Consider the following 26,716-nt stretch of genomic DNA (forward strand, 5'->3'; position numbering starts at 1 on the left):
ACGATGCCCGAGCCCCGCAGCATGAACCCGGCCGCCGCCATGGCCGCCCTCCTGGCCCGCCTCGACGCCCGCGGCCTCGACCTCCCTGACCGCGGCACCGTCGACGACATGCCCAGCCCCGACCAGCCCGGCCACCCCGAGTACCACCGCCGCGCCCGCGCCGAGTTTGCCCTCGCCCGCTGGAGCAACGCCGTCCCCACCCGCTACGAAAACGCCCGCATCGTCACCGACCCCACCGTCGCCGCCTGGGCCGAGCAGGTCGCCGTCCAGCCGACCGACGCCCGGTCCCTGCTCATCACCGGCACCACCGGCACCGGTAAAACCCACCAGGCATGGGCCTCGTTGCGGATGATTGCCGAAGCCGGCCCCGCCCGGTACGAGCTCATCGCCACCACCGCCGCCGACATGTACGGCCGGCTCCGCCCCGGCGGCTCCGAAGCTGGCACCGAGACCGGCCTCGACCGCCTCACCCGCATCCCGCTGCTGCTGATCGACGACCTCGGCTCCGCCAAGGCCTCCGAGTGGGTTGAGGAGATCACCTACCGGCTGATCAACGGCCGCTACAACGCCTGCCGTCCGACGATCTTTACGTCGAACTACCCCACCGAGGCACCCCGCGACCGGGAGACCGGCGCGGTCCTCGGCCCCGGTCTCGACGTCGTCCTCGGCGACCGCATCGTCTCCCGGCTCACCGAGATGACCGACGTGGTCGTCATGGCCGGCCAGGACCGGCGCCGCCGGCGGGCCGCGTGATGGGCGCCCCGATGCCCCCGGGCCTCCGCCGCCGCAGCGACCGCCCGCCCGAATGGGCGATCCCCTGCCCCCTCGACCACTGCCGGGCCAAGGTCAACACCCCGTGCATAGGCCGCACCACCGGCCGCCCCGTTGCCGAGGGCGTCCACCCCAGCCGAGCCAACGCCTGGCGCCTCGCCAACCAACCCGCCGCCTGAGGAGACCATCGTGCCGCAGACGCCCGAACGCCGCATGTACCTCGCTTGGAAGGCCGCAAAGGCCCGCCACGACTACCGCAACGGCGAGCGCCACAACCCGCTGATGAGGGTCGCCCAGCGTTTCGGCGTCCCGATCCGGACCGTCCGCGACGCCATCGCCGCCCACCGCCCCGCCGCCTGAGGAGATCCCGATGCGCACCGTCTTCGCCGATGCCCAGCCGCCCGCCGACATGCCGGTCTGGGCCCGCCTCCGCCTCATCGCCCGCAGCCTGCCGTTCACCGACGTCGTCGAATGGCACTACGAGCGAGCCGGCCTCATCTCGATCTTCACCATCGACGGTGGCTGGACCGTCGTCACCCGCCCCGCCGCCTGAGGAGACCACCGTGATCGCCTGCCCGCACCCCACCTGCACGCTCGACCTCGGCGACACCTTCGAGGTCATCACCCTGTACGGCACGACCGGGGCCTGCATGTACGTCGAGTGCCCGGACGGTCACCGCTTCGAGGTCGACGTCATCCCCCTGACCACCGCCGAGGAGACCACCCGATGAACCTGACCGCCGAGCAGTGGAACGAGCGTGAGCGGCGCCTCGACGCCGACATCGAGGACGCCCGCAAGGCCCTCAACCTTGCTCGCGACCACTTCGACCGCCTGTGCGAGGAGCGCCGGGAGATGCGCTACCAGCGCCGCCAGCAGCTAGCCACCACCGAGGAGACCACCCGATGAGCACCCAGCACCGCCACCTCGCCGACACCGCAAACCCGGACGCCATCCTCATCCCCGACACCACCACCCCCGACTGGCAGACCATCACCCACGCCGAACAGCTCCTCGCCGTCCAGGACCCGGACACCGTCGTCGCCGTCCAGGACCTGTGGACCCAGAACGCTGCCCGGGGCCGCGAGATCGAGCGCGCCGCCGCCCGGATCCGGGACCTGGAGGCCGAACGCGACCGCTACCGCACCACCTGGACGTCCGCCCGCCGCCGCGCCAGCCTCCTCCGCGACGAGAACAGGACGTGGCTCCGCACCGTCACCGCCACCGAACAGGCCCGAGACCGCGTCTTCGAGCACGCCCGCACCCAGGACGAGCGGATCTGGGCGCTGGAGGCCGAGCTCGCCACCGAGTGCGCGGTCACCAGCCACCTCGCCGAGAAGCTCAAGGCCACCCTCGACGCCTCCGACAAGTGGACGGACGAACGGGCCGAGCTCCTCACCGAGAACCTCAGGCTCGCGGACGCGCTGAGGCGCACCCAGGAACTGGCCGCGATCGACCCGCCCACCTGTGAGGGCTGCGGCCACCTCGAATCGGCCCACGACCCGGCCGGCGAGCGCGACTGCAACGCCTCCGCCGCCCGTGTCCGCGGCTGCACCTGCGAGCACTACGTCGCCTGCTACCCGGAGCCCGCCCCCAGCGGCCCCACGCGGCCCGCCTGACGGCCGCACAGCCCCGCACCGGACCACGGACACCACGGGGGCGCGCCCAGCCCGCGACGCGCCCCCACAGCCCCGCCACACAAGCACGCCGACAAATACCCCAGGGAGTATGCCAGTGACCCCGCCCGACACCCTCGACCTGTTCGCCGGCCCTGGCGGCTGGAGCGAAGGCCTCCGCCGCTGGCACGGCATCCGCGACATCGGCATTGAGTGGGACGCCGCCGCCTGCTCCACCCGTGCCGCCTCCGGACACATCACCGCCCGTGCCGACGCCGCCCAGATCGCCACCCAGCCCATGCGCGGCCGCATCCGGCGCCTCATCGCCTCCCCGCCCTGCCAGGCCTGGTCCCGTGCCGGCAAGCAACTCGGCCTCCAGGACCAGCCGCTCGTCCACCAGGCCCTCCACGACCTCGCCCACGGCCGAGACACCCGCGCGCAGATTCTCACCGCCTGCAAGGACCCGCGCTCCCTCCTGGCCGCCGAGCCCATGCGCTACCTGCACGACCTGCGGCCCGAGGACATCGTCAAGGAGGAAGTCCCCGACGTGCTGCCGCTGTTCCGGCACTACGCCGAGATCCTCCGCGGCTGGGGCTACAGCGTGTGGACGGGCGTCCTCAATGCCGCCGACTATGGCGTCCCCCAGACCCGCCGGCGCGCCATCCTCATCGCCTCCCGCGTCCGGGCCGTCACCGCGCCCGAGCCCACCCACGCCCAAGGCGGCACCGAACCCGACCTGTTCGGGAACGCCCGCGCTCCCTGGACGACCATGGCCGAGGCTCTCGGCTGGGGCGCCACCGACCGCACCGCCCCCACCGTTACTGCCGGCGGCGGAAAGACCGGCGGCGCCGAACCCTTCCCCAGCCAGGCCCGCGCAGCCCTCGAAGCCGCCCGCGACAGCGGCAACTGGATCCTCCACACCCGGCGCGGCCACGTTCGCGCGGACGGCGACCGGCAGTTGGTGAACCCCCAGGGCCAGCCCGCGCCGACCGTCACCACCATGACGGGCGAGCAATGGGTGCTGCGGTCCGGCCAGTCCGTCGCCGGCGAGGGCCGCGCAACCCGCAACCTCGGTGAACCCGCGGTCACCATCACCGGCCGGGCCGACCTGTGCACCTGGACCACCGAGCGCCCGGCTACCACGGTGTGCGCCACGAACCGCATTGCCCCGCCAGGACACCGCGACCGCTCCTCGGGCGGCGAGTCCCAGTTCGCGAGCCCCGACACCGTCCGCATCACCGTCGCCGAGGCCGCTGTCCTCCAGTCGTTCCCCGCTGACTACCCCTGGCAGGGCACCAAAACGAAGCAGTTCGAGCAGGTCGGCAACGCCGTCCCGCCCCTGCTCGCCGCGCACGTCACCGCCGCCGCGTTCGGCCTGCCCCAGCCCCGACCCGCCGCCGTCCCTGCGGCCGCCTGACCCACCCCCTGGCGGCCGGCACCCACCGGCCGCCACACACACCCACCACGGAGACCCGATGACCAAGCGCACCGCCCGCCAGGAGATCGAGCGCGCCTTCCACGTCAGCTTCAAGCTCCCCGAGCAGGCCGCCCAGCTCCTCGACGCCTACGCCGCCGAGGTCCGCGAGCAGGTCGCCGCCGAGATCGACGCCGCGTACATGCGCAACCGGGAGGAACACCCCGAGGAGCCGGCCATGTTCGCCCGCCGCCTCGGCCTCAGCCAGGCCGCCCGCATCGCGCGCACCGGTGGTGCCCGGTGACCGACACCCCGCCCAGCCTCCGCGACCGCATCGACGCGACCATCCGCCCCCGCATGCTCATCGGCCTTCAGGACGCCGAGCTGTACGACCAGCCCGGCCGCGAGCGCATCGGCGAGTGGGCCGACTCCATCACCGAGTGGGTGCTGGCCGTAGTACAGCCCGAGCTGGACGACGCCCGCGACCGCACGCTCACCGAGGCCGCCGAGCTGATCATGCGCGACGCCGAGGAGCAGTACCAGCGCTCGTACAGCGACAACAAGATCTTCCGGTTCAACGGCGCCAAGCGTTCCGCCGACCTCCTGCTCGCCGCCCGCACCACGACCACCTGAGGACCCACCAGTGACCGCCACCCCGCCGCCCACTGACGCCGACCTCGACGCCCGCGCTGCCGCCCTGCTCGCCGACCTGGAGGCCGCCCGCGCCGACATCCGTCGCGCCGAGCGCCGCGCCGACCGGGCCCTCCGGCGCGGCGACGACCCCGAGACCGCCCGCGCCAACCAGCGCGAGGCCCAACAGCGCGCCGACCAGCTCGCCAACGAGCTGGAGGGCATCCGCTACGAGCGCCAGGACCGGGCCGCCGCCCGCACCACGACCAGCTGACGCCCGAGCCGCCCGTCACCGCCGCCCGCAACCCGCGGGCGGCCCAACCGAGGAGACCACCGTGGGAATGCAGACCAGCGCCCGCCTGATGTACGGCATCGCACTCCCCGAGGAGATCGAGGACACCGAGGTCGACGACGTCATCAACGCCAACCCGGGCCTCGCCGAACTCAGCCACGCCTGGGCCGGCACCTGGTCCGGCGGCACCCGCTACCTGGTCGCGTACTACGCGTGCGCCGACCTCGGCAGGCCGGAGACCATCCCGGCGGACGAGCTGCACCCGGTCCAGATCGTCCACTGGGACGCCCGCCTCCGAGTCGCCTGGGAGGCACTTGGGTTCGTCGCCGAGGACATGCGCACGCCGGTCTGGATCCTCGCCGCCAACTGCACCTGACCACTGTCCGCCCCGGCCTGCCGCACCCCGCGGCAGGCCCCACCACCCGACCGAGGAGCACCCGTGACCGACCAGCCCGCCGACCTGCTCGCCGCCGCAGCCACCGTCCTCCGCGAAGCCGCCAACGCCGCCATCCACGACGGCCGCACCACCTGGCAAATCGGCAGCACCTGCGGCAGCAAGAGCCCCGTGGTCGTCGACAACCCGGGCGTGCCCACCGTCCTCATCGAGACCTGGGCGCCGCGCCTCGAAGCCGTCAACGCGTACCTGGCGCTGGTCGGACCCGCCACCGGCCTTGCCATCGCGGCGTGGCTGGAGGACGAGGCTGGCTTCCAGCGGCACGCCGCTGCCGGCCCCGAGGACAGCGAGCACGCCCTGGCCGTGGCCCGCGCGGTGCTCGGCCAGGACGGAGACCAGAAGTGACCCGGCCCCTCACCCCGTTCGAGGCAGACGTCCTCCGCTACCGCGCCAACGACTACAAGGACCACGAGATCGCCCGTGCCCTCGGGCTCCCCGAGCGGGACGTCCGCAACGCCTGCCTCCGTGCCATCCGCGCACTCGGCGCCCGCACCCTCGACCAGGCCATCCAGCTCCACAACCAGCCCACCCAGGAAACCCAGTGACCAACCAGACCCCCGCCCAGGCCGCCTACCACGCCTACGGCACCGCCACCGGCGGCCTCACCCACGACGGCCGCCCCATGCCCACCTGGGACCAGCTCGGCGACCGCATCCAGCACGCCTGGACCGCCGCCGTTGCCGCCGTCACCCCGAACACCATCCCCGACGGCCTCGACAGCAACCCCAACGCCGTCCACGGCTACACCGACGGCTGCCCGCACTGCCCCGACGGCCACCGCCCATCGGCGTCCGGCACCTGGCACGCCCGCGTCGCCGACGACCGCGACGGCGACGGCCAGCCCACCGTGATCCGCGTTGAACGCCCCAACGGAGCCCACATCTCCGCCGCCGACGCCGAGTGGGTCGAACACCGGCTGAACGGCCCCACTGCGTGACCGTCAGCCCTTGGCTGGTCCTGGCCGGCGCCCTCCTCGGCGCCGGCCTCGGGGCCATCCTCCTCGGCCACCTCGACACCCGACAACACCACGCCGAGGACGAACAGGCCCAGCTCGACGACCAGTTCGCCCAGCTCATCGCACACATCGAGGAACCCCAGCCATGACCGAACCGGACACCTGCCCCTGCGGCCACCCCATGGGCGGCAACTACTTGTGCGTCGCCGGCCTCATCTACGGCCCCTGCCCCGACCCGAACTGCGGCGGCACCTGCGAAGCCACTGCCGACTGCACCTCACCCGACTGCGCCTGCAACACCGAGGAGGACCAGCCGTGACTGCCTCATGGCAACCCACCCCCGGCGCCGCCCTCACCGACCGCGAGCTGCAGTACCTCCGCCTCATGGCCGACGGCCACACCCGCGACAGCGCCGCCCGCGCCATGAGCATCACCGAAGGCGGAGCCAACCACCACGCCCGCCACGTACTGATCAAACTCCGCGCCGCATCCATGGCCCAGGCCGTGTGGAAGGCCCGCCGACTCCTCGCCCTCCAGCCACCGGACGACATCTCCGCGGTCTGCCCGACCGGATGCGCCGGCGACCGCGGCGCCTACCGCCGGCACCTGCGCCGCGGAGAGAAGGCATGCGCTGCCAGCCGCCGCGCCAACGCCGCCCACACCCAGCAGTACCGCCAGACAAGGAGCGCCGCATGACCAGTGCCTACCAACAGCAGCTCGCCCAGCAGCTCCGGGCGGCGGAGGACGAACTCGGCACGCTCCGCCGCCGCGTCGCCGAGCTCACCGAGCAGCGCGACACCACCCGCGCCGGCGGCCAGGAACGGGCGGCCCTGCTGGAGCACGCCCGCGACCCCCTCGAACCGTGGGGCGGACACGGCGACGCCTGGCCCGACATCGCACCCGCCATCAACACGCTGATCGCCCGCGCCGAGCAGGCCGAGGCCCGCATCGCCGCCGTCCGGGCACTTCATCAGCCCGCCACCGGCTACACCGGCTGGGGCCCCGACGACGATGACACCCCCGGCGCCTACGGACCCATCAGCCAGGCATGCAGTGCATGCGGCTCAGAAGACAACGCGGTCCGCTACCCCTGCGGCACCATCCGCGCCCTCGACACGCACACCGTCTGAGCCCGCCCCGACGCCTGACCACACCGACGAGCCACCCCAGGGACAGCACATGAGCACCACCCTCACCCCGCGCATCACCGCAGGTCAGCTCAAGGCCGCCCGCATCCGACGTGCCGCCGGCATCCGCGCCACGGTGCCCCCGCACCGGGCCGCAGCCCACATCGCAGCCCTCCGCCAGGCAGGCATGATCGACACCGAGATCCGCGGCGCCGCCCACATCGGACTCGGCACGTACTACCGTGCCGCCAGGCAGCAGGGGCCGATCACCCGCCGCACTGAGGCACGGCTCCTCGCTGTCCGCCCCGCGTCCTCGAGGCCCCCCCGGTCCACCGCCTCGGTGCCGCCGCACGGTACCCGCCGTCGCATCCAAGGGCTGGTTGCTGCCGGCTGGCCGCCCGCTGTCCTGGCCCGCACCCTGGGCATGCACCTGCAGCAGTTGCACGAGCTCGCGAACCGGCACGAGCAGTGCGTCGCCGTGGCCACTGCGGAACGGGTGCGGCTCGCAACCCGGGACCTGTGGGGCCGGCAGCCCGAGACCTGCGGCGCCACCCATGCCTCCACGGCCCGGGCCCGACAGCTCGCCGCCCGGCACGGCTGGCACCCCCTCGCCGTGTGGGATGACATTGACGACCCCGACGAGCAGCCCCGGTACGGCGAGCACGAGTCCCGCCTTACCGCGGTGGTCGAGGACACGGCCGAGCTGATAGCGGAGGGGCTCTCGAGGGAGGGCATCGCGGCGCGGCTGGGAATCCAGTGGGATGCGGTGCGGCAGGCTCACCGCCGGTCGGGAGTGTCGACGCCGGAGCCGCGGTGGTGGCAGGAGTGATGCGGCCTGATGCGCCGGTGATGCGCGGCTGATACGCCGCAGGTCAGAGACGTGCAACGGCCCCGCTCGGATACTCCGGGCGGGGCCGTGATGCGTGGTGATGCGTCAGGACTGCGGAGGTTCGAGGGCGGCTGCCTTCGCTGCGGCAGTGGCACGTTCCTCGTCGATCCGGTCGGCGATCTTGCGAGCCCACTCCCGGCTGAATGGGGTCTGCTTCGCGATGGCGACCAGCGGCACGCCGGCGGTACGCGCGTCGGCGATTGCCTCGTCGAGTGCGGTCCGGGCCTTCTCGTAGGCCGCCGTGGCCTTGGCGACCCGCTTGAGGGCGGTCTCGTGGCTGGTGCTGGTCATGGGAGACATGGTCGCATGCTGCGGCGGGTGGGGACTAGCAGGTGGTCGCGGCAGATTTCCCTGCCAACTTTGTTGCACTCGATAGTCGGATCTGCCAGACTCAGGAGTGCCAACAAAGTTGGCACTCGCAAGGAGGGGAGTCCGATGCGCGCCACCATCAAGATCCGCGTCCGCAACACCCGGCAGGCCCGCCAGGCCAGCCGCCACATCCAGTACGCCACCCTCAACGGTTGGTTCCAGGCCGCCCTCGACCGCGGCCAGATCATCCGCACCGGCGACATGCTCGACCGCCTCGGCATCCAGCTCCCCGACGGCCAGCAGTCCTGGTACGGCCGGCACGTTGCCAAGGCCCACCGCGCCAGCACCGGCCACGACGCGCCCCGCGCCTGGGTCCAGCACCGCACCACCGGCCGCTGGATCGCCGTGTACGTCTACACCCCCGACGCACCCGCACTCACCGCCGGCCTCTGGTCCTACAAGGCCACCCGCCCCGCCGCCGAGCGCCTCTACACGGAGGCCGCCTAGACCACGCAGGCCGTCAGCCTCCTCGACCTGATCGTCGCCGACATGCTGGCCGACTGCCCGCACGACGAGCACAGCGAGACCGAGTGCAGCGCGTGCCAGCAGCAGGCCGTTGAAGACGCCGCCGAGTACCGCGCCTACGCCTACCACTAACCACCTGGCCAACTCCGGGAGTTAACCGTGCTCAACGACTTCCTGCCCGCCGACTTCACCGCCTTCCAGACCGGCGACCGCATCCGCTTCCGCACGAACGACACCGGCTTCGGTGGCCTCGGCCGCTACTGGCGCACCGGCACCGTCACCCGGACCACCAACAAGACCATCACCGTCGACTGCGACACGAACGACCTCGGCGCCCGCGCCATCATCCGCCGCGACCACGCCCACCACCGCGAGCTGAAGCGCGCCGCCACCTACCGCGTCGAGGTCGCCCGCTCCATCCTGCGGCGTGACGGCACCGACCTGCGCGACAGGATCCGGGTCATCCGCAATCCCGGCGGCACGGTCCACCAAAAGGTGCTGCCCCCCAACTCCAGCGGCTTCGCGGACGTGATCCAGAACATGGGCTGGGACCTGCTCGGCCCCCTGGCGGAGGACACCGACACCAGCCTCCTGCTCGGCCCCGTCCGCCCCAGCTGAGCCCACCCTGACACCCCGGGCGGCCGTGACCACACCGGCCGCCCCGCAACCCCGGAGCACACCCACCATGACCACCACGCAGATCCTCGCCACCGGCATCGCCTACATCTGCACCCCCGGCCCGACAGGCAGCTGGGACCACGACATCCAGACCCTCCTCGACAAGCGCGACGAGCTGGTCCGCGCCGAGCAGGCCGCCGAGTTCGGCAGCCACGACTGGCACTGGACCCGGCACGACCGCTTCCGGCTGGAGTCCTGCATCGGCACGGCCCTCGGCATCCACGACTACCGCCGCAGCTTGGTCTGACACCGCCCCCAGGAGCGCACCACCATGACCACCACCCCGCCCGACTGGGCCCAGCGCACCGCCGCTGCCGCTAGCCGACACGCCGTCATGGCCCTCGTCCGCACCGCCGCCGCACTCATGGCCGGCTGGTCCCTCTACGTCGTCGCCAGACACTACGGCGTCCCGAAGGGGCTGGCCCTCGCCGCCGGACTCGTCTTCGACGGCGTCGCCTACCTGTGCCTCAGGGCCTCCAGCGACGCCATCCGCGCCGGCCGTTCCGCCGCCCCCAGCATCCTCGCCACCCTCGGCATGGGCGCCGTCTCGATCTACCTCAACCTCGTTCACGCCCGCTTCACCGGCGGCGGCCGACCAGCTGAGGTGCTGTACGCCGCACCCGCCGTCGGCCTCCTCGTGGTCTCCGCCATCGCCTGGAACGCCGCACGCGATGAGGCCCGAGCAGCCCGCGGCGAGGCCCCGTTCCGCCTCCCGAGCTTCGGCTTCTGGGGCTGGGCACTCGCCCACGGCGAGGCAACCACTGCCGTCCGCGACCAGGCCGTCGCCCACGTGACCAGCGGCGCATCACCCACGCATCAGCCCGCATCAGCCCTCCCGGCCCGCACCGCCGAGGACGTCATCGCCGCCGAGTTCGCCGAGATCGGCCCCGCCGCCGCCGTCCAGCGCGTTGCCGCCGCCAACCCGGCCGCCACCGACAGCGAGATCGCCGACACCCTCGCCACCTACCAGGTCACCGTCACCCCGACCCAGGTCGCCCTGCTTCTCGACCGCGCCGCGGTCCCCACGATCCGGCTCGACCGCTTGGCCAAGCAGCCGACCGCCGACGAACACCCCGCCCTCAACCCGGCACACGCGATGCGCGGTGATGCGCCCCAGGTCAGCGGCATGACCAAGGCCGATGCCATCACCACCATTGCCCGTCACCTCGGCGGCCTCAACGTCGAACCCGCAGCGGTTGTCCAGCTCCTGGCCGTTCAGGGCATGTCCACGGACAACGCCTACGTTCGGACTGCGTTGGGCCGCGCCCGCCAGGCCGAGGCGAAGGCTGCTGTCGAAGCCGCCGCACAGACCAAGCAGGCCGAGCGCTCCTCCGGCACCGGGTTCTACCCGTGACTGCCGTGCTCTGGTGGGCGGTCTCCGCCGCCGCGGCCTACGCCGGCCTCTACCTCACCGCCGGCACCGACCGACGCGCCACCCTCCGCCTGTACGGCGCCTGCGCACTCAGCGCCCTCACCATCGCCATCCTCCTCTGGAGCTGACCATGGGCCTCTGGTCCACGCTCATCGGCGGCAAGACCGCCAACCCCCCGACCGCCAGCCGCACTCCGCGTGAGCGGGCCCGCCGCGCCGCCGAGATCCGCAAGATCGACACCGGCACCGCCGCCTGGCTCCGCGCCGGCGGCCGCGGCCCCCGGAAGGACCACTGACCGTGGCCACCATCCCGCCGCCCCCGGACCAGCCGCCCACCGCCGGCACGCCCCACCCCGACTCCGAGCCCGTGGCCGAGTGGTGGCGCAAGGGTGGCCCCCGCATCCCGGCCCCGTCCCCGGGCCTGCCGGACACCGTCTACACCCCCGTGCCGGTCGGCGCCGGCGCGGGCGGACCCGTCTCAATGGAGGCCGCCGCCGAGGCGTTCTGGGCCCCCGCCGGACGGCTCTTCGCCGAGCAGGCCACCACCATCGCCTCCCAGGTCGGCCAGCAGGTTGGGGAGCAGGTCACCCAGCTCCTCACCGAGACCCAGGCTCAGCGCGAGGCCCGCCAGCAGGTCGAGTACGAGACCCGGCTCGCCAGCGAGCGCACCCGGATGGACGCCGCCTTCGAGAAGGTTGGGGAGACCCAGGCCGAACAGGCCCGGCGCCACGGCATCGAGGACATCCTCGTCCCCGGCCCCCCGCAGCACACCGACCTCCTCAGCCTGATCGACCGGCTCGCCGACCGGATCACCGAGACCCCAGAGGAGAAGGCCGCCCGCCTGGAGACCGAGCACGAGCTGCACAAGCAGCGCGCCCGGATCCGGGAAGACCACGTCCGCGCCGCGGCCGGGGAGACCCCCAAACAGCGCGACCTGCGCCACCGCCAGCAACACCTGGCCGACCAGCGCGAGGCCAAGCAGCGGGCCCGCCGCCAGCGCCGCCGGGCCGCCCGCGCCCAGCTCAGCGCCTCCACCCGGTACCGCCGCTTCCGCCGCTGGTGCACGCTCACCGCGATCAGCGCCGTCGGCGGCTACAGCATCGGCCTGGTGACCGTGATTACCCCCGGCGGCCCCTGGGTCGGCGCGATCCTGGCCACCTTCGGCCACGCCTTCGACCTCTACCTGCGCGACCGCGGCCGCCTGCGCGTGACCGAGGTCCGCGGCGCCGGACGCCTCGCGCTGCTGACCGTCGTACGCATCCCCGTCGCCTCCGGCCTGGTCGTCGCCACCGGCCTTGGCGGCCTCCTCCCCGCCCTCCACCTCTACCGTTAGGACACGCCCATCATGAGCAGCACCATCATGGCCCTCGGCTCCGGCGGCGCCGCCACCGTCACCACGTTCGTCCTCTTCGTCGGCGTCCGCGGCAAGAACAAGATCCAGATCGACAATGAGCACGTGCCCTACTGGGCCTTCGGTATCGGGCTGCTCAGCGCCAACGCGGGCGAGGCCTTCCAGAAGATCGGCGTCGTCGGCGACAACCTCGCCCGGTTCGAGGGGAGCCCCGCCCTGGGCGGCTGGCAGGTCGGCGCCACGGCCGCCCTCGCCACGCTCGCGATCTTCGGCCTCAAGGCCCGCCCGTGGAAGGACGCCATCCTGGGCGCCGTCGCGCCGAGCCTCTACGCCGCCGCCGGCGGACTCTGGGCCATCCCCGCGTCCATCTTCACCGCCCTGATCAGCATCGTGGCGTCCTGATGATCGGCATGGACGAGAAGCTCATCCCCACCGCTCGCGCCGTCCCCGGCCACCGCCTCCGGATCGTCGCCACCATCCTCTACCCGGTGACCGGGCTGATCACCGGCACGCCCATCCTGATCCGCAAGCTGACGGCCCCCCAGCGTGAGCGCTGGGCCGAGGCCGCCGAGCTCCGCGAGCGCCAGGCCAAGCTCGACGCCCAGGCCTCGGCCGACGCCGAGGCCGCCTTCGCCAAGAAGCTGGCCGAGGCCGAGCCCGCCAAGCGGCCCGGGATGATCCAGGCCCGGGAGGCCTCTGCCGTGGCGGCCCGCCAGGTCGAGATGGAGCTCGCCAAGGCGGCCCGCAAAGCATCATGGTCCAAGATCGGCGACGTCGCCGGGGCAGGCATCCTGCTCCTGGCCGTCGGCGGACCGATCGCCTACTACGTGGTCGGCCCCCTCATCCCGTACGCCGCCGGCCTTGGCATCGGGACCTGGTGGATCGCCGCCCTCATCCACGCCCCCAAGGCAACCAAGCAGAAGGCCGCCGACGACCGCGACCAGGCCCCCGCCAGCGACGACCAGGAACAGCCCACGAAGGCCTCCGAGCTCATTGAGGAGGAGCCCGCCGAGGAGGCCGTCGAGAAGGCCCCCTCGGCGACCGTCCCGACGCCCGCCGACGCCCGCCACGCGGTGGCCCTCCTGGGGGCCGCCGGCACCCACGTTGCCCTCACCGCCGTGACCACCCACCTGGCCGCCGCACACCCCTCCTGGGAGCGCTCCGGAAAGGCCACGAAGGGGCTCCTCCAGGGGGCCGGAATCCGCTACCGGGCCGGGGTCAAGGTCGACGGCATCAGCGTGCCCGGCATCCACCGCGACGACGTCCCCCCGCTCCCCTCCTCCACGACCACGCCCCCTGGCGCCGGAGTTGTTGCAGGTCAGAGCAACAACAACAACCACAACAACGCCCAGCAGTGGTCCACCCGAGAGGGGTTCGTCATGCGGGCCGACCCCGACAACCCGGCCCGGACGATCGTCGTCAGCCCCGTTCCCGCCGCGTGATCCACCCACCCCGCCTACCGCCTGGAGACCACCATGCAGGACACCACTCAGACCGTCATCGCCCGATACCTCACCGTCGCCGGCGCCATCGTCAACCTCACGCCCGAACCCCGCGGCATCCGCGCCACGTGCACCGGCTGCCCCATCCCCGGCTGGCTTGCGGATTACGACCCCACGCTCTCCGGCACCAAGAACACCGACTGGGCCACCCGTCAGGCCGCCGCCTGGGCTCAGCGCCACGCCGAGACCTGCCGTGCCATGCCCGCCGACGACTGACCACCCACACCCACCTAGGAGATCGCCATGCAACACAGCAAGCCCGTACTCGCCCGCTACCTGACCGTCGCTGGCAGTGGCATCGCAAACCCCGAGCTGACCGTCGACATCACCGACGAGAGCGACCCCTGGAGGCTCAACGCCTTCCTCCTCGCTACCTGCCGAGGCTGCCCTTGGACGCACCAGGTCCGGATCGGCAGCTACTCCGACGACACCGCAGAGGACCGGGCTACCCACACTGCGGCGGCCCTCCAAGAGGCCCGCCCGGTTGCCCAGCAGCACGCCGAAATCTGCCGCGCTATGCCGGCCAACACCTGACCCAATCGACACCCACACCGAGGAGTACCGCCATGACCATCGCCCAGCAGCTCTCCGCCGCCGAGGCCCGACTCACCGAGCTCCAGCAGCAGTTCGTCGAGTACGCCTTCGACGTGGACGAGCGCGGCCGTATCTACGCCAAGATCCGTTCGACCCGCCGCGAGATCGACCGCCTCAACAGCCTCCAGCCGACCGCCTGACCCCACTAGCCACCCCAGGAGATCCAGCATGAGCATGACCCGCGCGCAGATGATCGCCACCCTGCAGCAGTCGATCGGCCTCAGCGCCGAAACCGCCGCCCACATCGCCGACATCGGCCTCACCACCGACACCTGGCAGGGGCTCGCCGAAGCCATCAATGCCGGCGTTGCCAGCGGTGAGGCCTGGGCCCTGGAGGCCCGCTGGCCCGACGTCGCGAAGATCGGCCGCTGACCGCGCCCCGGGGCGGCCGCCACAGCCTGCCAGCACGCCGGCCGCCCCGGGCCCTCCACCACCCAACACAGAGCAGGGAGACCCACATCATGGCCTACGCCAACGGCAACGAGCCGCTTCCCGAGCCGATCATCCTCGAGCGCGGCAGCGGGAAGAGCACCATCTGGCCCACGCCCGCACCCCAGCCGCAGCCCGAGAGCTGACCGACACCAGCCGTCCCGCCCGCCCCGGTACTACCCGGGGCGGGCGTACGCGCGAGAGGATGAACCATGAGCAACGACATGCATGGCTTTCCTGTTGTGACCCTGCAGACGACTGCCGAGATCAACGGGCGCCGGGTCATGGCACAGGCCACCGCCAACCTCGAAGCGTGGCAGCATGACGAGCGCTACCAGGAGGCCCTGAAGGCCGGGCTGCGGCGGTCCCTCGGCGACGCGATCGTGGCCGAGTTGAACCCCGAGATCACGGTCACCATGCCCCAGCCCGCCTTGCACGAGGCGCTCACCGAAGAGCTCCGCCCGTTCGACCACCCGAACGAGGAACTGGGCCTGTGACCTCCGACCTGGTGGCGTTCCTCCGTGCCCGCCTCGACGAGGATGAGCAGACCGCGCGCGCCGCCGTCGGCACAATCGGCAAAGCCCTGGGCTGGGCCGAGATTCACACCGCGGAGATGCGGCGGGAACAGGCCCACGTCGACCGCCACACACCTGAGCGGGTGCTGGCCGAGGTTGACACCAAGCGGCAGATCATGAACGCATCCAACGCTGCATGCGCGGCGGGATGCAGCACGGAGCACACCTTCAGCGGCTCATGCAGCCTCCGCTGGATGGGCCCCGTCCACAAGGACGCTACGGGTCGATGGCTCCACGACGACACCGGCGCCCGGTTCACGCCACCTCCAGTGATCACCGCCTGGACGCTCCGCCTGCTGGCCCTGCCATACGCCGGCCACCCTGACTACCAGCCCGAGTGGACACCCAGCACCTGACCGCGCCGCTACGCTGTGCACATCATCAGCCCTGGAGGGTTTCCACATTCGTACGAGCCAAGGAGCCCGCCATGCCCGCCATCTACCTCGTCTCCGCTGCCCCCGGTGACCACGTTCCCGGCTACGAGTTGGCAGACCCGGACTGCCCCGATCACCCCGGCCTACTGAAGCGGCCTGACGTGTCCGAGTGGCTCGCCGCTCACGACTACGACGACGACCACCCGGACGAGCTGGTCTACCTCGTGACCGGCGACGACGGAGGAGCGATCCCCGCCGGGTTTGACGTCCTCACGGTCAAGCTCTGAAGCGGCGCCCGAAGCCTGACCAAACTCTCCCCACCCACGCTGCCCCTCCGGCAGGATGGCCGCCACCACCCAACAGAGGAGACCCCGTGGAGCCCTGGCACGTTGTCGTACTGACCATGCTCGTCCTGGCTGCGATGGTGACCGCAACGGTGCTGATCGTCCGATCCATCCGCCACAAGTAGCCTGTCCCACCCCTGCGCCACCCTGCCTCTGGGGTTGCGGTGGCCCGCCCCCTCCCCCCTGGACGGGCCGCCCACCCCGGCGTTGGGCGGGGCACCCACACAGCCCCCGGGTAAGCGACGGCCCGGGGGCTGACCCATGCAATCCCTAACCTGCCCGCAGGAGGGAACCATGGACGACGACCAGCACGACCGGCTCCGCGGCGGAAACGGCCGCTACACCCGCGACCCAGCCACCGCCGCGTTCGACGCCCGCGCCGCCGAACTCCGCGCCCAGGCCTACAGCTACCGACAGATCGCCACCGAACTCGGCTGCCACCCGTCGACCGCGCACGACGCCGTGCAGCGGGCGATGGCCGAGGTTGTCGCGGAGCCGGCCGCCGCCGCCGTGCAGTTCGAACTTGAGCGCCTCGACCGCGGGCTCCGTCGACTCGAGGAAGCCCGAGACCACGTTCAAGCGGTGCTCGCCCGCGAGCACGTCACCGTGTCGCAGGGGCGCGTCGTCTACATGGACAACGGTGAGGCCGTACCCGACGACGACTGGATTCTCAAAGCCGTGGACCGGCTGATCCGCATCGAGGACGCGATCCAGCGAAACGGGGAGTCTCGCCGCCGGCTTCTCGGCCTGGACAGCCCGACCAAGACGTCCGTCTCGGGCGGCCTCACCTACGAGATCGTGGGCGTGGACGCTGGCGATCTGGCATGACCAGCGCCGTCGTCCGGTACGAACCTCGCGGCGCGGCCCGCGAGCTCTTCCGCACCCGCACCGCCGAGGTCGTCATGGCTGGCGCGGCCGGCACCGGCAAGTCCCTCGCCTGCCTGTTTCGTGTCCACCTTGCGGCGCTGGGGACCCCCGGCATCCGCTGTCTCATCGCCCGCAAAACCGGTGTCAGCCTGGGCTCGACCACCCTCGTCACGTTCGAGAAGAAGGTTGCTGCCGAAGCGTTGCGTGCCGGCGTCGTCTCGTGGTTCGGCGGGAGTGCGCGTGAGGCTCCCGGTTACCGGTACAGCAACGGCTCCGTGATCAACGTCGGCGGCCTTGACAAGCCCGAGAAGGTGCTTTCCTCCGAATACGACCTGATCTTCTGCGATGAGGCAACTGAACTCACCATCACCGACTGGGAGACCCTCGGCACCCGTCTCCGAAACGGCGTTCTCTCCTGGCAGCAGCAGATCGCCGCCTGCAACCCCGTCCACCCCACCCACTGGATCAAGCAGCGCGGCGATGCCGGGGCCCTACGACTGCTCACCTCCCTCCACCGCGACAACCCGGCCTACGTCAACACGGACGGATCGCTCACCACCAAAGGCGTCGACTACATGGCCAAGCTGGATGCCCTCACTGGCGTCCGCCGCCTGCGCCTGCGAGACGGCAAGTGGGCCGCCGCCGAAGGCCTCATCTACGAGGGGTTCGACCCGGCCGTCCACGTTGTCCCCCGGTCCGTCATCCAACCCGGTTGGACCCGCCGCCTCGTTATCGACTTCGGGTTCACCAACCCGTTCTGCGCGCAATGGTGGGCCGAAGACCCCGACGGCCGGCTGTACATGTACCGGGAGATCTACAAGACGAAGACCCTGGTGGAGGACCATGCCCGGGACATTCTCTTGCAGGTCACCCAGATTGTCGGCGAGGTTCCGGAACGTACCGTGCTCACCGCCAAGGACATCAACGCGGACGTTGCCGCGGGCCTGCGGGCCTGGGTCGAGCCCCGACCGCAGGTTGTCATCTGTGACCACGATGCTGAGGACCGCGCCACCCTGGAACGGCACCTCGGCATGGGCACCCGTGCCGCGCACAAGACCGTCAAGGACGGCCTCGATGCCGTCCAGGCCCGCCTCAAGGCCGCCGGAGACGGCAAGCCCCGCATCTACCTGTGTGAGGACGCCCTCGTCGACCGCGATGCGGCACTTGCTGAAGCGAAGCGGCCAACCTGCACCGCCGAGGAGATCGTCGGGTACGTCTGGGACGCTCAGCCGGGCAAGACCCCGAAGGAGGCCCCGGTGAAACAGGACGACCACGGCATGGACACCATGCGCTATGCGGTTGCCGAACGCGACCTCGTCGCGCAGCCCCGCGTGAGGTGGCTGTGATCCCCTACCAGCGACTCGCTGCCTTCGCGCGGGCCGTCCTCCGCCCACTCCTGCCGATCGTCCTCATCGTTGCCGGCCTCGGTCTGCTGTCGTACGGCCTGTGGATGGCGTGGCCGCCCCTCGGGTTCCTCGGCGCCGGGGCGTCGTGCCTGTGCGTTGAGATGGCCATTTCGGACCGCCGACCGTCTAATCACTGAGGAGACCCTGATGGCGTCGTTCATCCGCACCCTCCTCAACAGGGCGGCGGTCGCCCCCGTGCCGCTCGCGCCGACCCGCAGCAGCGGCTTTCCCACGTCGTGGGGCCAACCGTCCGGGATGACCGCGCAGATGCGCGCGATGGGCAGCGTGGGCACCCTGTTCAGCATCGTCAACCGCACATCCACCTCGGCCGCGCAGGTCGAATGGAAGCTGTACCGCAAGCCCACCAAGCCCGGCGTCGAACGCACCGAGGTCACCTCACACGCCGCCCTCGACTTGTGGAACAAGCCCAACCCGTTCATGCCCCGCACCGAGTTCGTCGAGGTCGAGCAGCAGCACATCGACCTGACCGGCGAAGGGTGGTGGGTTATCGCCCGGGACCCGCGCTCGCCGATCCCGCTGGAGCTGTGGCCCGTCCGCCCGGACCGCATGGACCCGGTGCCGTCCCCCACGAACCACCTGGCCGGCTACATCTACACCGGCCCCGACGGTGAGAAGATCCCCCTCGGCCTCGACGAGGTCATCCAGCTCCGCATGCCCAACCCGCTGGACCCGTACCGCGGCATGGGGCCCGTCCAGTCCATCCTCACCGACCTCGATGCCACCCGGTACAGCGCCGAGTGGAACCGGAACTTCTTCCTCAACAGCGCCGAGCCCGGCGGCATCATCGAGGTCCCCAACATCCTCGGCGACGCCGAGTTCGACCAGCTGCGGATGCGCTGGAACGAGCAACACCGCGGCGTTGCCGCCGCGCACCGGGTGGCCATTCTCGAAGCCGGGAGGTGGGTCGACCGCAAGTTCACGCAACGCGACATGCAGTTCGCCGAGCTGCGGTCCGTCTCCCGGGATGTGATCCGTGAGGCGTACGGCATGCCGGCATTCGCCCTCGGCGAGGTCGCTGATGTGAACCGAGCCACCGCCGACGCATCCCGGGTGTGGTTCGCCGAGCAGATGACGGTGCCCCGGCTGGAGCGCTTCAGGTCCGCCCTGAACTTCGATCTACTGCCGCTCTTCGGGCCCACCGCCGTCGGGTTGGAGTTCGACTACTGCAGCCCGGTACCGGACGACGAGGAGGCGGAGAACGCCGAGATGACCGCCAAGGTCAATGCAGTGGTTGCGCTGGTCGGCGCTGGCTTCGATCCGGCCGCCGCCTGCGCTGCCATTGGCCTGCCCGACATCGCCTTCCGCGGCGCCAGTCCGGCGGCCAACGGGCCACTGAAGCTCGGTGCGTAGCCGCTGGCAGTAGCAGCCGGGCGGTTTCATCCCTTGTGACGCGACCGTGACGAGGAGGCTGGATGCCCGGCAGGCTACGGACCACTCGGCCCCGCGCCCAACTTCGTGAGGGCCGCACCGACTGGTACCGCATCACCAACAGCATCGGCGGCGGCACCGCCACCGTGCACATCTACGACGAGATCGGCGGCTACTGGGGCGTGACCGCCTCGGACTTCGTGCGTGAGCTGTCGGCCGTGAACGCGTCGCAGATCGACGTGCACATCAACTCCCCGGGCGGGGAGATCTTCGAGGGCATTGCCATCGCCAACGCCCTGCGCGCGCACGCGGCCACGGTCGTGACCTACGTGGACTCGCTCGCCGCGAGCATCGCGTCCGTCATCGCGCTCGCCGGTGACCGCGTCGTCATGGCGCCGAACTCCCAGCTCATGATCCACGACGGGTCGGGCATCTGCTTCGGCAACGCCGCGGACATGCGGGAGATGGCCGACCTCCTTGACCGCCAGTCCGACAACATCGCCGACGTCTACGCGACGAAGGCCGGCGGCACCGTCGAAGAGTGGCGGGCCCTCATGATGGCCGAGACCTGGTACACGGCAGCCGAGGCGGTCGCCGCGGGCCTCGCCGATGAGGTCATCGCCCCATCAACCCAAACTTCAACGGATGACAACTCGTCCCCCACGACTGTGCCGACGGCGCAGTGGGACCTGTCGGTCTTCCGCTACGCCGGCCGGGACGCCGCACCCGAACCCGTCCTCACCGCGCGCGCCGGCACCGGAGCACCCGCCGCCGCGGTCGAACCCGCGGACATCGAGCCCGCGATCGAGACGCCCAGCAACGAGGCGGCCGACCCCGCCCCGGAGCCCGACGCCACCAACACCCCGGAGCCGGCCCCCGCGGCCGACGACTGGGCCAGCACCATCGCGCACCTCACCACCACGCCGTCCGCTGAGGACGCGTTCCGACGCCTCAGGGAGGCACTGCTGTGACCACCGCCATCCCCGTCCCGAAGAACTCCGACGAGCTCGCCGAAATGCTCGCCGACCCGGGGCGCCTCGCCCCGGTCCTCGCCAACAAGGAGGCCCTCGGCGAGTTCATCAACGCCTACGCCCAGCGGCAGCAGGGTGACGGCACGGACCTCAACCGCCTGGTGGCGGAGGAGACCCAGCGCCAGCTGGCCAACATGCTCCGCGAGAACGGCCAGGACGGCAGCCGGGACGGCATCAAGCGGCTCAACCTCGACCCGCAGACCCGCCCCGCCAACATGCTCACCAGCCACAAGCAGGCGACCGCCTACAACCCGAAGGCCCCCGGCTCCCGCATCGACAACGAGTTCGCCACCGCAGGCGAGTTCATCCACGCCGCGTGGCACCTCAACAACAACGCCGAGCTGCAGGCCAAGATGGCCTCCCTCCGCAACTCCTACAGCTCGGTCGTGCCGGCCGACGGCGGGTTCCTCGTGCCGGAGACCCTGCGCTCGCAGCTGCTGCAGATTGCCCTGGAGATGGCGGTCGTGCGGTCCCGGGCGACGGTCGTTCCGATGGAGTCGGCCCGAGTCCCGTTCCCGATGATCGACTCCACCACCAACGCCGGCTCCGTCTACGGCGGGATGATCGCCTACTGGGGCGAGGAGGGCGCGGCCCTCACCGACGCGTCCCCAAAATTCGGCCGGGCGGAGCTCGACGCGAAGAAGCTCACCGGCCTCAGCGTCGTGCCGAACGAGCTGCTGCAGGACTCCCTCATCAGCTTCGCCGCACTGGTGGAGACCCTGTGGCCGCAGGCCCTCGCGTTCTTCGAGGACGCGGCGTTCATGGCCGGGTCCGGCGTCGGCGAGCCCCTCGGCTTCCTCGGCGCGGGCAACAGCGCCGCCATCGCCGTCACCAAGGAAGCAGGCCAGGCCAGCGGCACGATCCTGCTGGAGAACGTCATCAAGATGTACTCCCGGATGCTGCCGTCGAGCCTCTCGAAGGCGGTGTGGATCGCTTCCCCGGAGGCCATCCCGGAGCTGATGACCATGGCCCTGTCGGTCGGCACCGGCGGCAGCCCGGTCATGCTGGCCAACGTCGCCGGGCCCGCGCCCGTGACGATCTTCGGCCGGCCGCTGATCATCAGCGAGAAGGCTGGCCGCCTCGGCGCCCGCTCCGACCTCGCCTTCGTCGACCTCTCCTACTACCTCGTCGGCGACCGGCAGACCATGACGGCCAGCTCCTCGACCGACTGGAAGTTCGGCAACGACCAGACCGCGTTCCGGATCATCCAGCGAGTCGACGGCCGGCCGTGGCTCAAGTCCGCGGTCACCCCGCAGAACGGCGGCCCGACGCTGTCCCCGTTCGTGGAGATCGAGGCCCGTTAACTCACCTGGCCGGCGCTGGCAGTAACACCCCGGCGCCGGCTACCACCCGGGCCGGCAGCGTCGCCCCGGCAGGACACCCCAGACACGAGAGGCACAGCTCATGGCTCAGAAGGGACTCGGCGCGGTCTTCAACACGACGCCCGCCGCCGACGGCAAGTGGATCGCGCTCAAGGACGCCGGGTCGATCGCGTTCCTCTGCTACCTCACCGGCGCCGCCGGCGACACCTACACCCTGCAGGAGGCCAAGGACAGCGGCGGCACCGGCGCCCAGAACCTCGCCTGCATCACCGAGTACCACACCAACACCGGCGATGGCAGCGACGCCTGGACGCGCCGCACTCAGGCCGCCGCCGCCACCGTCGTCACCGCCGCGGCCGCGACCCAGAACGCCGCGGTGTTCGAGGTGCTGGGCACCAGCCTCTCCGACACCTACAAGTTCGTGCGGGTCACGTCCACGGGTGCGGGCACCGTCAACGCTGTTACCCACAACCTGGTGACCCAGCGGACCCCGGCCAACCTGCCCGCGATGGGAGTCTGACGATGAGCGTCATCATCCAGGGCGACCAGCTTCGTACCGTCCTCGTCGGCACCAAGGTGGACCGCGCGACCGCGGCGCTGCCGCAGACCGCGCAGGCCGCGATCTTCACCGTGGCCGGCGGCCGGGTGCTGATCACGGGCCTGGTCGGCGAGGTCACCACCGTCATGGGCGCCACCGCCACCACCCTCAAGGTCACCGCCAACCCCACCACGGGCACGGACGTCGACCTCACCTCGACCACCGCGGTGACCTCGAAGGAGGTCGGGAGCCTGATCACCCTGCCGGGCACGTCCGGCTCGGCCCTGGTGGTGAAGAACGGCGGAGGCGGCGGCCAGCTCCCGGCGCACAACCCGTACGTGGTGCCGATCGGCACGCTCGACCTGGTCACCGACGCCTCGGACACCGGCTCGGTGAAGTGGTCGCTGACCTACATCCCGCTGGACAACGGCGCCTCGGTGACGGCGGCCTGACGTGGCTCTGTGGATCTGTGCGGGGTGCTCCACCGCCTACTCGGTGGGCGCCCCGCGCTGCCCGCACTGCGCCAGCACCGACCACCACGAGGAAGACACCATGCCGAAGATCACCGCCCACGGCGGGCCCAGCAACGCCGTCGAGCCCACTCACGAGACCGACAACCTGGCCGCCGACACCGCCCCCGAGGAGGAGTCATCTCCTGGGAACAGCTCCGAGACATCCTCCGAGAAGCCGCGGACCTCGCCGAAGCGGAACGCCAGCGCGGACCGATCGCGTGCCCGAACGACGGAGAACCCCTCCTGACCGGCCCCGACGGGCAGCTGTACTGCCGCTGGGACGGCTGGCGCCCCGACGGCACCTACCTCAGCTGAACGCCGACCGACCAGACACCCACCACCGACCCCGAAGGCACGGGCATGGCACTCGACACACCGGTGTACTGCACGCGCGAGGACGTCAAGCAGGCCCTTGACCTCAAGGAGACCGCCCGCTCCAACGGAGCCGTCGATCGCGCGATTCAGGCTGCCACCGAGCCGATCGAGGCACTGTGTCACCGCGTCTTCCACCCGGTCGTTGCCACCCGGTACTTCGACTGGCCCGACCAGTACGCCCGGCCGTGGCGGCTGTGGCTGGACGACTCCGAGCTGATCAACCTGACGAGCATCTCCTCCGGAGGGGTACCAATCCCAACGGACCGGATCAACCTGGAGCCCAACCGCAACGGGCCGCCGTACAACCGCGTCGAGATCCAGCTCGACACCAACTCGGCGTTCGGCGGCGGCTCCACCCCGCAGAGGGACATCACCATCACCGGCCTGTGGGCGGGGTGCCCCAACCGCGAGTCCCCGGCCGGCACGGTCACCGCCGCGGTGAACGACACGGCGACCGTACTGATCGTCAGCTCCGCCGCGGCGATCGGCGTTGGGCATGTTCTCCGCATCGGCACCGAGCGTCTCCTCGTCACCGACCGGGCCATGACCTCCACCGGCCAGACCCTGCAGGCACCCCTCACCGCGGCGAAGAACGCCGAGACCCTCACGGTGCCGGACGGCAGCGCGTTCGCCGTCGACGAGGTGCTCCTCCTCGACGCCGAGCGCATGCGGATCACCGACATCGCCGGGAACACCCTCGTCGTGGACCGGGCATGGGACGGTACGACTCTCGCCGCCCACACCGCCCCCGTGATCTACGCCTCCCGGGCCCTGACAGTGGCCCGTGGTGCCCTCGGCACCACAGCCGCGGCCATTGCCCAGGGCGCCCCCGTCCAGCGCTGGAACCCGCCTGCCGCGGTGCGCGCACTCGCCATCGCCGAAGCGGTCACCACCCTCTTGCAGGAGTCGTCCGGCTACGCGCGCACCACCGGCGTCGGCACCACCTCACGCCAGGTCGGCGGCGGCACCGTCGCCAAGACGACATACGGCACCGGCCTCGACGCCCTCCGAGAGCAGGTCTACGTCTCCCACGGCCGCAAAGCGAGGGTGAGGGCCGTATGAAGACCTGCAAGCATTGCGGCAAGGAGAAGGAGCTCCGGGACTTCCGCAAGGACGCCAAGGCGGCCAGTGGCCGTGGCGCGACGTGCAATCGGTGCACAGCCAATCGAGAGCAGCAGCGCTACCACCAGAACGGTGGCAGGGAGAAGCGGCGATCCAGAAGGAAGGAGCTCGCTTCTGAGCGGCGCGCTCAGATCGAGAAGCTGAAGGACGTCCCGTGCGCCGACTGCGGCCACCGCTTCCCCCCTGTCTGCATGGACTTCGATCACGTCTCTGGCGAGAAGCTCGATTCCGTCTCAGAGATGTTCCACAGGGCTCGCTCCTGGGAGGCGATCGAAATGGAGATCGCCAAGTGTGAGGTGGTCTGCTCGAACTGCCATCGCATCAGGACTGCCACAAGGGGCCAGTGGTACAGCTACCTGGATCGGGAGGCGGTCTGATGGAGGTCATCGTCCATGCGTCCGGCCCGCTGTTCAACGGCACCGCGTCGGCGCTTGTCAGCCGGTTCACACGGGAGGGCGGCGAGGAGGTTGCCCGCTGGGGCGAGGGGGAGGTTCAGCGGGTCCTGGAGCAGGTTCTGCGGCACCCGACGGGCTACTACCAGTCGCAGGTCACCGTGAACCGCGTCAGCTCTGACTCCTTCGCCATCACGGACGGCGGTGTCGTGTACGGGCCGTGGCTCGAAGGCACCAGCCGCCGCAACGCCGAGACCCGTTTCAAGGGCTACGGCACCTTCCGGCGCGTTGCCGAGCGGGTTGAGAAGCGTGCCGACCGCACCTTCGCTCGCGTCTTCGCCGAGATCCAGGGGAGGCTGTGATGGCAGTCGACATCGACGGTGTCCTCAACGCGATCGTCTCCCACGCCGCCGCGACCGGCTACCTGGATCAGATCAACCAGCACGAACCCAAGAACCGCCCCGGCCACGGCATCACTGCCGCGGTGTGGATCGACCACATCCGCCCGGTCCAGTCCTCAGGCTTGGACTCCACGTCGGTGGCGATGGTGTTCAACGTCCGGCTGTACACCAGCACCCTGCAGGAGCCGCAGGACGCCATCGACCCGGAGATGGTGCGCGTCATCGACGCACTCCTCGGCGCCTACATCGGTGACTTCACGCTCGGCGGCTTGGTGCGGGGGGTCGACGTGCGGGGCATCGAGGGGCAGCCGCTCGACGGGCAGGCCGGCTACCTGAAGCAGGACGAGGTGCTGTACCGGGTTTTCACGATCACGCTGCCCGTGGTCGTTAACGACGCATGGGACGAGGAGGCATAGATGGCCAAGTCCGGCGGGCTCGGCGACGCGTTGTACGTCGGCGGCTACAACCTGTCTGGGGACATCGGGTCCGTGGACAAGGTGCAGGGCGGCAACAAGCCCATCGAGGTGACCGGCATCGACAAGGCCGCCTTCGAGCGGATCGGCGGCCTCCGTGACGGCTCGATGTCGTGGAAGGCGTTCTTCAACACCGGCATCGGGCAGGCCCACCCGGTGCTCGCCGCCCTTCCGACGGCTGACGTGGTTGTCACGTACTGCCGCGGCACGGTGCTCGGCTCCCCGTGCGCGTCGCTCGTCGCCAAGCAGCTCAACTACGACGGCAATCGTTCGGCGAGTGGCGAGTTCGTGTTCTCGGTGGATGCCGAGGCCGACGGGGCGGGCCTGGAGTGGGGGGTACTGCTGACGCCGGGTCTACGCACGGACAACGCCGCGACGAACGGGGCCGCGGTGGACACAGCCGCCTCGGCCGCATTCGGCGCCCAGGCATACCTGCAGGTGACCTCGTTCACCGGCACAGACGTGACCGTCAAGATCCAGGACTCGGCGGACAACGTGACGTTCGCCGACATCGCCGGTCTCGCGTTCACGCAGGTCACGGCGGCGCCGTTCACGCAGCGCATCGCCACGGGCAACACGGCAACGATCCGCCGCTACGTCCGGGCCGTGACTGTCACCACCGGCGGTGTCACGAGCGTGACCTTTGCTGTGCAGGTCAGCAAGAACGAGGCAGCAGGGGTGGTGTTCTAG

The 26,716-nt window shown here is 71.1% G+C and carries 50 protein-coding genes; 49 read left to right on the forward strand and 1 reads right to left on the reverse strand.

The genetic code is table 11. The annotated features are described in order from the left end of the window. Positions 1-3: 3 nt before the first annotated feature. From ACGF0D_RS10515 to ACGF0D_RS10610, 20 genes are all read left to right on the forward strand, one after another. Positions 4-753, forward strand: a complete 750-nt coding sequence (locus ACGF0D_RS10515) for an ATP-binding protein (RefSeq protein ID WP_392914652.1) — start codon at positions 4-6, stop codon at positions 751-753. An 11-nt stretch (positions 754-764) separates the two neighbouring features. Next, positions 765-950, forward strand: a complete 186-nt coding sequence (locus ACGF0D_RS10520; RefSeq protein ID WP_392914653.1) for a hypothetical protein — start codon at positions 765-767, stop codon at positions 948-950. A gap of 10 nt (positions 951-960) precedes the next feature. Further along, positions 961-1,131 (forward strand): hypothetical protein, encoded by a 171-nt coding sequence (locus ACGF0D_RS10525; RefSeq protein WP_392914654.1) that lies wholly within the window; start codon positions 961-963, stop codon positions 1,129-1,131. A 10-nt stretch (positions 1,132-1,141) separates the two neighbouring features. Further along, positions 1,142-1,324, forward strand: coding sequence for a hypothetical protein (locus ACGF0D_RS10530; RefSeq protein ID WP_392914655.1), 183 nt, complete (start codon positions 1,142-1,144; stop codon positions 1,322-1,324). A 10-nt stretch (positions 1,325-1,334) separates the two neighbouring features. Next, on the forward strand, positions 1,335-1,502 hold the full coding sequence (locus tag ACGF0D_RS10535; RefSeq protein ID WP_392914656.1) for a hypothetical protein: 168 nt from the start codon (positions 1,335-1,337) through the stop codon (positions 1,500-1,502). Next, the gene (locus ACGF0D_RS10540; protein ID WP_392914657.1) at positions 1,499-1,678 is read left to right on the forward strand and encodes a hypothetical protein; all 180 of its coding nucleotides are present in this window, start codon (positions 1,499-1,501) and stop codon (positions 1,676-1,678) included. Before ACGF0D_RS10535 ends, ACGF0D_RS10540 begins: the two co-directional genes overlap by 4 nt. Next, positions 1,675-2,388, forward strand: a complete 714-nt coding sequence (locus tag ACGF0D_RS10545) for a hypothetical protein (RefSeq protein WP_392914658.1) — start codon at positions 1,675-1,677, stop codon at positions 2,386-2,388. Before ACGF0D_RS10540 ends, ACGF0D_RS10545 begins: the two co-directional genes overlap by 4 nt. 109 nt (positions 2,389-2,497) lie before the next feature. Further along, positions 2,498-3,802 (forward strand): DNA cytosine methyltransferase, encoded by a 1,305-nt coding sequence (locus ACGF0D_RS10550; protein ID WP_392914659.1) that lies wholly within the window; start codon positions 2,498-2,500, stop codon positions 3,800-3,802. 58 nt (positions 3,803-3,860) lie between these two features. Then, positions 3,861-4,103: a hypothetical protein gene (locus tag ACGF0D_RS10555; protein ID WP_392914660.1), complete on the forward strand. Its 243-nt coding sequence runs from the start codon at positions 3,861-3,863 to the stop codon at positions 4,101-4,103. Next, positions 4,100-4,432 (forward strand): hypothetical protein, encoded by a 333-nt coding sequence (locus ACGF0D_RS10560; protein ID WP_392914661.1) that lies wholly within the window; start codon positions 4,100-4,102, stop codon positions 4,430-4,432. The genes ACGF0D_RS10555 and ACGF0D_RS10560 overlap by 4 nt, the downstream gene beginning before the upstream one ends. A 10-nt stretch (positions 4,433-4,442) precedes the next feature. Further along, the gene (locus tag ACGF0D_RS10565; RefSeq protein WP_392914662.1) at positions 4,443-4,703 is read left to right on the forward strand and encodes a hypothetical protein; all 261 of its coding nucleotides are present in this window, start codon (positions 4,443-4,445) and stop codon (positions 4,701-4,703) included. A gap of 61 nt (positions 4,704-4,764) precedes the next feature. Beyond that, positions 4,765-5,097, forward strand: coding sequence for a hypothetical protein (locus ACGF0D_RS10570; RefSeq protein WP_392914663.1), 333 nt, complete (start codon positions 4,765-4,767; stop codon positions 5,095-5,097). A gap of 63 nt (positions 5,098-5,160) precedes the next feature. Continuing rightward, positions 5,161-5,520, forward strand: a complete 360-nt coding sequence (locus ACGF0D_RS10575; RefSeq protein WP_392914664.1) for a hypothetical protein — start codon at positions 5,161-5,163, stop codon at positions 5,518-5,520. Further along, positions 5,517-5,720 (forward strand): hypothetical protein, encoded by a 204-nt coding sequence (locus ACGF0D_RS10580; RefSeq protein ID WP_392914665.1) that lies wholly within the window; start codon positions 5,517-5,519, stop codon positions 5,718-5,720. The genes ACGF0D_RS10575 and ACGF0D_RS10580 overlap by 4 nt, the downstream gene beginning before the upstream one ends. Then, positions 5,717-6,112, forward strand: a complete 396-nt coding sequence (locus ACGF0D_RS10585; protein ID WP_392914667.1) for a hypothetical protein — start codon at positions 5,717-5,719, stop codon at positions 6,110-6,112. The genes ACGF0D_RS10580 and ACGF0D_RS10585 overlap by 4 nt, the downstream gene beginning before the upstream one ends. After that, on the forward strand, positions 6,109-6,279 hold the full coding sequence (locus ACGF0D_RS10590) for a hypothetical protein (protein WP_392914669.1): 171 nt from the start codon (positions 6,109-6,111) through the stop codon (positions 6,277-6,279). The genes ACGF0D_RS10585 and ACGF0D_RS10590 overlap by 4 nt, the downstream gene beginning before the upstream one ends. Beyond that, complete coding sequence (locus ACGF0D_RS10595; protein WP_392914671.1) at positions 6,276-6,449, forward strand: hypothetical protein; 174 nt, start codon at positions 6,276-6,278, stop codon at positions 6,447-6,449. Before ACGF0D_RS10590 ends, ACGF0D_RS10595 begins: the two co-directional genes overlap by 4 nt. Then, positions 6,446-6,826, forward strand: a complete 381-nt coding sequence (locus ACGF0D_RS10600) for a response regulator transcription factor (protein WP_392914673.1) — start codon at positions 6,446-6,448, stop codon at positions 6,824-6,826. The genes ACGF0D_RS10595 and ACGF0D_RS10600 overlap by 4 nt, the downstream gene beginning before the upstream one ends. Next, positions 6,823-7,260, forward strand: coding sequence for a hypothetical protein (locus ACGF0D_RS10605; protein ID WP_392914675.1), 438 nt, complete (start codon positions 6,823-6,825; stop codon positions 7,258-7,260). The genes ACGF0D_RS10600 and ACGF0D_RS10605 overlap by 4 nt, the downstream gene beginning before the upstream one ends. Positions 7,261-7,309: 49 nt before the next feature. After that, positions 7,310-8,086: a hypothetical protein gene (locus ACGF0D_RS10610; protein WP_392914677.1), complete on the forward strand. Its 777-nt coding sequence runs from the start codon at positions 7,310-7,312 to the stop codon at positions 8,084-8,086. Between the two features lie 105 nt (positions 8,087-8,191). Here the strand turns inward: ACGF0D_RS10610 and ACGF0D_RS10615 are convergent, their stop codons facing one another. Further along, the gene (locus ACGF0D_RS10615; RefSeq protein ID WP_392914678.1) at positions 8,192-8,437 is read right to left on the reverse strand and encodes a hypothetical protein; all 246 of its coding nucleotides are present in this window, start codon (positions 8,435-8,437) and stop codon (positions 8,192-8,194) included. 144 nt (positions 8,438-8,581) lie between these two features. Between ACGF0D_RS10615 and ACGF0D_RS10620 the strand changes: the two genes are divergently transcribed. The 29 genes from ACGF0D_RS10620 to ACGF0D_RS10760 all read left to right on the forward strand — a co-directional run bounded on the left by ACGF0D_RS10620 (position 8,582) and on the right by ACGF0D_RS10760 (position 26,716). Next, complete coding sequence (locus ACGF0D_RS10620; protein WP_392914680.1) at positions 8,582-8,962, forward strand: hypothetical protein; 381 nt, start codon at positions 8,582-8,584, stop codon at positions 8,960-8,962. Between the two features lie 177 nt (positions 8,963-9,139). Then, positions 9,140-9,598 carry a hypothetical protein gene (locus tag ACGF0D_RS10625; RefSeq protein WP_392914682.1) on the forward strand — a complete coding sequence of 153 codons (459 nt, stop codon included), beginning with the start codon at positions 9,140-9,142 and terminating at the stop codon, positions 9,596-9,598. Between the two features lie 67 nt (positions 9,599-9,665). Then, the gene (locus ACGF0D_RS10630; protein WP_392914684.1) at positions 9,666-9,905 is read left to right on the forward strand and encodes a hypothetical protein; all 240 of its coding nucleotides are present in this window, start codon (positions 9,666-9,668) and stop codon (positions 9,903-9,905) included. Between the two features lie 24 nt (positions 9,906-9,929). Next, positions 9,930-11,012 (forward strand): hypothetical protein, encoded by a 1,083-nt coding sequence (locus tag ACGF0D_RS10635; RefSeq protein ID WP_392914686.1) that lies wholly within the window; start codon positions 9,930-9,932, stop codon positions 11,010-11,012. Then, positions 11,009-11,158, forward strand: coding sequence for a hypothetical protein (locus ACGF0D_RS10640; protein WP_392914687.1), 150 nt, complete (start codon positions 11,009-11,011; stop codon positions 11,156-11,158). Before ACGF0D_RS10635 ends, ACGF0D_RS10640 begins: the two co-directional genes overlap by 4 nt. A 2-nt stretch (positions 11,159-11,160) precedes the next feature. Continuing rightward, positions 11,161-11,325, forward strand: coding sequence for a hypothetical protein (locus tag ACGF0D_RS10645; protein ID WP_392914688.1), 165 nt, complete (start codon positions 11,161-11,163; stop codon positions 11,323-11,325). 2 nt (positions 11,326-11,327) lie between these two features. After that, entirely contained in the window at positions 11,328-12,362 is a 1,035-nt protein-coding gene (locus ACGF0D_RS10650) for a hypothetical protein (protein WP_392914690.1), read from the forward strand. Positions 12,363-12,374: 12 nt separating this feature from the next. Beyond that, positions 12,375-12,782, forward strand: a complete 408-nt coding sequence (locus tag ACGF0D_RS10655; protein ID WP_392914692.1) for a hypothetical protein — start codon at positions 12,375-12,377, stop codon at positions 12,780-12,782. Positions 12,783-12,790: 8 nt separating this feature from the next. Further along, positions 12,791-13,822 (forward strand): hypothetical protein, encoded by a 1,032-nt coding sequence (locus ACGF0D_RS10660; RefSeq protein WP_392914693.1) that lies wholly within the window; start codon positions 12,791-12,793, stop codon positions 13,820-13,822. 33 nt (positions 13,823-13,855) lie between these two features. After that, the gene (locus ACGF0D_RS10665; protein WP_392914695.1) at positions 13,856-14,098 is read left to right on the forward strand and encodes a hypothetical protein; all 243 of its coding nucleotides are present in this window, start codon (positions 13,856-13,858) and stop codon (positions 14,096-14,098) included. A gap of 27 nt (positions 14,099-14,125) precedes the next feature. Beyond that, on the forward strand, positions 14,126-14,416 hold the full coding sequence (locus ACGF0D_RS10670; protein ID WP_392914696.1) for a hypothetical protein: 291 nt from the start codon (positions 14,126-14,128) through the stop codon (positions 14,414-14,416). A gap of 32 nt (positions 14,417-14,448) precedes the next feature. Next, complete coding sequence (locus ACGF0D_RS10675; protein ID WP_392914698.1) at positions 14,449-14,616, forward strand: hypothetical protein; 168 nt, start codon at positions 14,449-14,451, stop codon at positions 14,614-14,616. Between the two features lie 28 nt (positions 14,617-14,644). Further along, the gene (locus ACGF0D_RS10680) at positions 14,645-14,848 is read left to right on the forward strand and encodes a hypothetical protein (protein WP_392914699.1); all 204 of its coding nucleotides are present in this window, start codon (positions 14,645-14,647) and stop codon (positions 14,846-14,848) included. 269 nt (positions 14,849-15,117) lie between these two features. Next, complete coding sequence (locus tag ACGF0D_RS10685) at positions 15,118-15,402, forward strand: hypothetical protein (RefSeq protein WP_392914700.1); 285 nt, start codon at positions 15,118-15,120, stop codon at positions 15,400-15,402. Continuing rightward, on the forward strand, positions 15,399-15,836 hold the full coding sequence (locus tag ACGF0D_RS10690; RefSeq protein ID WP_392914701.1) for a DUF6221 family protein: 438 nt from the start codon (positions 15,399-15,401) through the stop codon (positions 15,834-15,836). Before ACGF0D_RS10685 ends, ACGF0D_RS10690 begins: the two co-directional genes overlap by 4 nt. Positions 15,837-15,907: 71 nt before the next feature. After that, entirely contained in the window at positions 15,908-16,141 is a 234-nt protein-coding gene (locus tag ACGF0D_RS10695; RefSeq protein WP_392914703.1) for a hypothetical protein, read from the forward strand. A gap of 351 nt (positions 16,142-16,492) precedes the next feature. Then, positions 16,493-17,026 carry a helix-turn-helix domain-containing protein gene (locus tag ACGF0D_RS10700; RefSeq protein WP_392914705.1) on the forward strand — a complete coding sequence of 178 codons (534 nt, stop codon included), beginning with the start codon at positions 16,493-16,495 and terminating at the stop codon, positions 17,024-17,026. Continuing rightward, positions 17,023-18,411 carry a phage terminase large subunit gene (locus tag ACGF0D_RS10705; RefSeq protein WP_392914707.1) on the forward strand — a complete coding sequence of 463 codons (1,389 nt, stop codon included), beginning with the start codon at positions 17,023-17,025 and terminating at the stop codon, positions 18,409-18,411. The genes ACGF0D_RS10700 and ACGF0D_RS10705 overlap by 4 nt, the downstream gene beginning before the upstream one ends. A 207-nt stretch (positions 18,412-18,618) precedes the next feature. Further along, positions 18,619-19,842: a phage portal protein gene (locus ACGF0D_RS10710; protein WP_392914708.1), complete on the forward strand. Its 1,224-nt coding sequence runs from the start codon at positions 18,619-18,621 to the stop codon at positions 19,840-19,842. Positions 19,843-19,904: 62 nt separating this feature from the next. Beyond that, on the forward strand, positions 19,905-20,831 hold the full coding sequence (locus tag ACGF0D_RS10715) for a head maturation protease, ClpP-related (protein WP_392914710.1): 927 nt from the start codon (positions 19,905-19,907) through the stop codon (positions 20,829-20,831). Next, the gene (locus tag ACGF0D_RS10720; RefSeq protein WP_392914712.1) at positions 20,828-22,195 is read left to right on the forward strand and encodes a phage major capsid protein; all 1,368 of its coding nucleotides are present in this window, start codon (positions 20,828-20,830) and stop codon (positions 22,193-22,195) included. Before ACGF0D_RS10715 ends, ACGF0D_RS10720 begins: the two co-directional genes overlap by 4 nt. 100 nt (positions 22,196-22,295) lie before the next feature. Next, positions 22,296-22,733: a hypothetical protein gene (locus tag ACGF0D_RS10725; protein WP_392914713.1), complete on the forward strand. Its 438-nt coding sequence runs from the start codon at positions 22,296-22,298 to the stop codon at positions 22,731-22,733. Between the two features lie 2 nt (positions 22,734-22,735). Beyond that, positions 22,736-23,203 carry a hypothetical protein gene (locus tag ACGF0D_RS10730; protein ID WP_392914715.1) on the forward strand — a complete coding sequence of 156 codons (468 nt, stop codon included), beginning with the start codon at positions 22,736-22,738 and terminating at the stop codon, positions 23,201-23,203. Position 23,204: 1 nt separating this feature from the next. Beyond that, positions 23,205-23,510 (forward strand): hypothetical protein, encoded by a 306-nt coding sequence (locus ACGF0D_RS10735; protein WP_392914717.1) that lies wholly within the window; start codon positions 23,205-23,207, stop codon positions 23,508-23,510. 113 nt (positions 23,511-23,623) lie between these two features. Then, the gene (locus ACGF0D_RS10740; RefSeq protein WP_392914718.1) at positions 23,624-24,700 is read left to right on the forward strand and encodes a hypothetical protein; all 1,077 of its coding nucleotides are present in this window, start codon (positions 23,624-23,626) and stop codon (positions 24,698-24,700) included. After that, on the forward strand, positions 24,697-25,137 hold the full coding sequence (locus tag ACGF0D_RS10745) for a hypothetical protein (protein WP_392914720.1): 441 nt from the start codon (positions 24,697-24,699) through the stop codon (positions 25,135-25,137). Before ACGF0D_RS10740 ends, ACGF0D_RS10745 begins: the two co-directional genes overlap by 4 nt. Beyond that, complete coding sequence (locus tag ACGF0D_RS10750; RefSeq protein WP_392914722.1) at positions 25,137-25,514, forward strand: hypothetical protein; 378 nt, start codon at positions 25,137-25,139, stop codon at positions 25,512-25,514. The genes ACGF0D_RS10745 and ACGF0D_RS10750 overlap by 1 nt, the downstream gene beginning before the upstream one ends. Beyond that, a complete protein-coding gene (locus ACGF0D_RS10755) occupies positions 25,514-25,969 on the forward strand; it encodes a hypothetical protein (protein ID WP_392914723.1) in 456 nt (151 codons plus the stop codon). The genes ACGF0D_RS10750 and ACGF0D_RS10755 overlap by 1 nt, the downstream gene beginning before the upstream one ends. Further along, positions 25,970-26,716 carry a hypothetical protein gene (locus tag ACGF0D_RS10760; protein WP_392914725.1) on the forward strand — a complete coding sequence of 249 codons (747 nt, stop codon included), beginning with the start codon at positions 25,970-25,972 and terminating at the stop codon, positions 26,714-26,716.

The sequence above is a fragment of the Kitasatospora sp. NPDC048298 genome (genome assembly GCF_043201465.1).
GTDB lineage: Bacteria > Actinomycetota > Actinomycetes > Streptomycetales > Streptomycetaceae > Kitasatospora.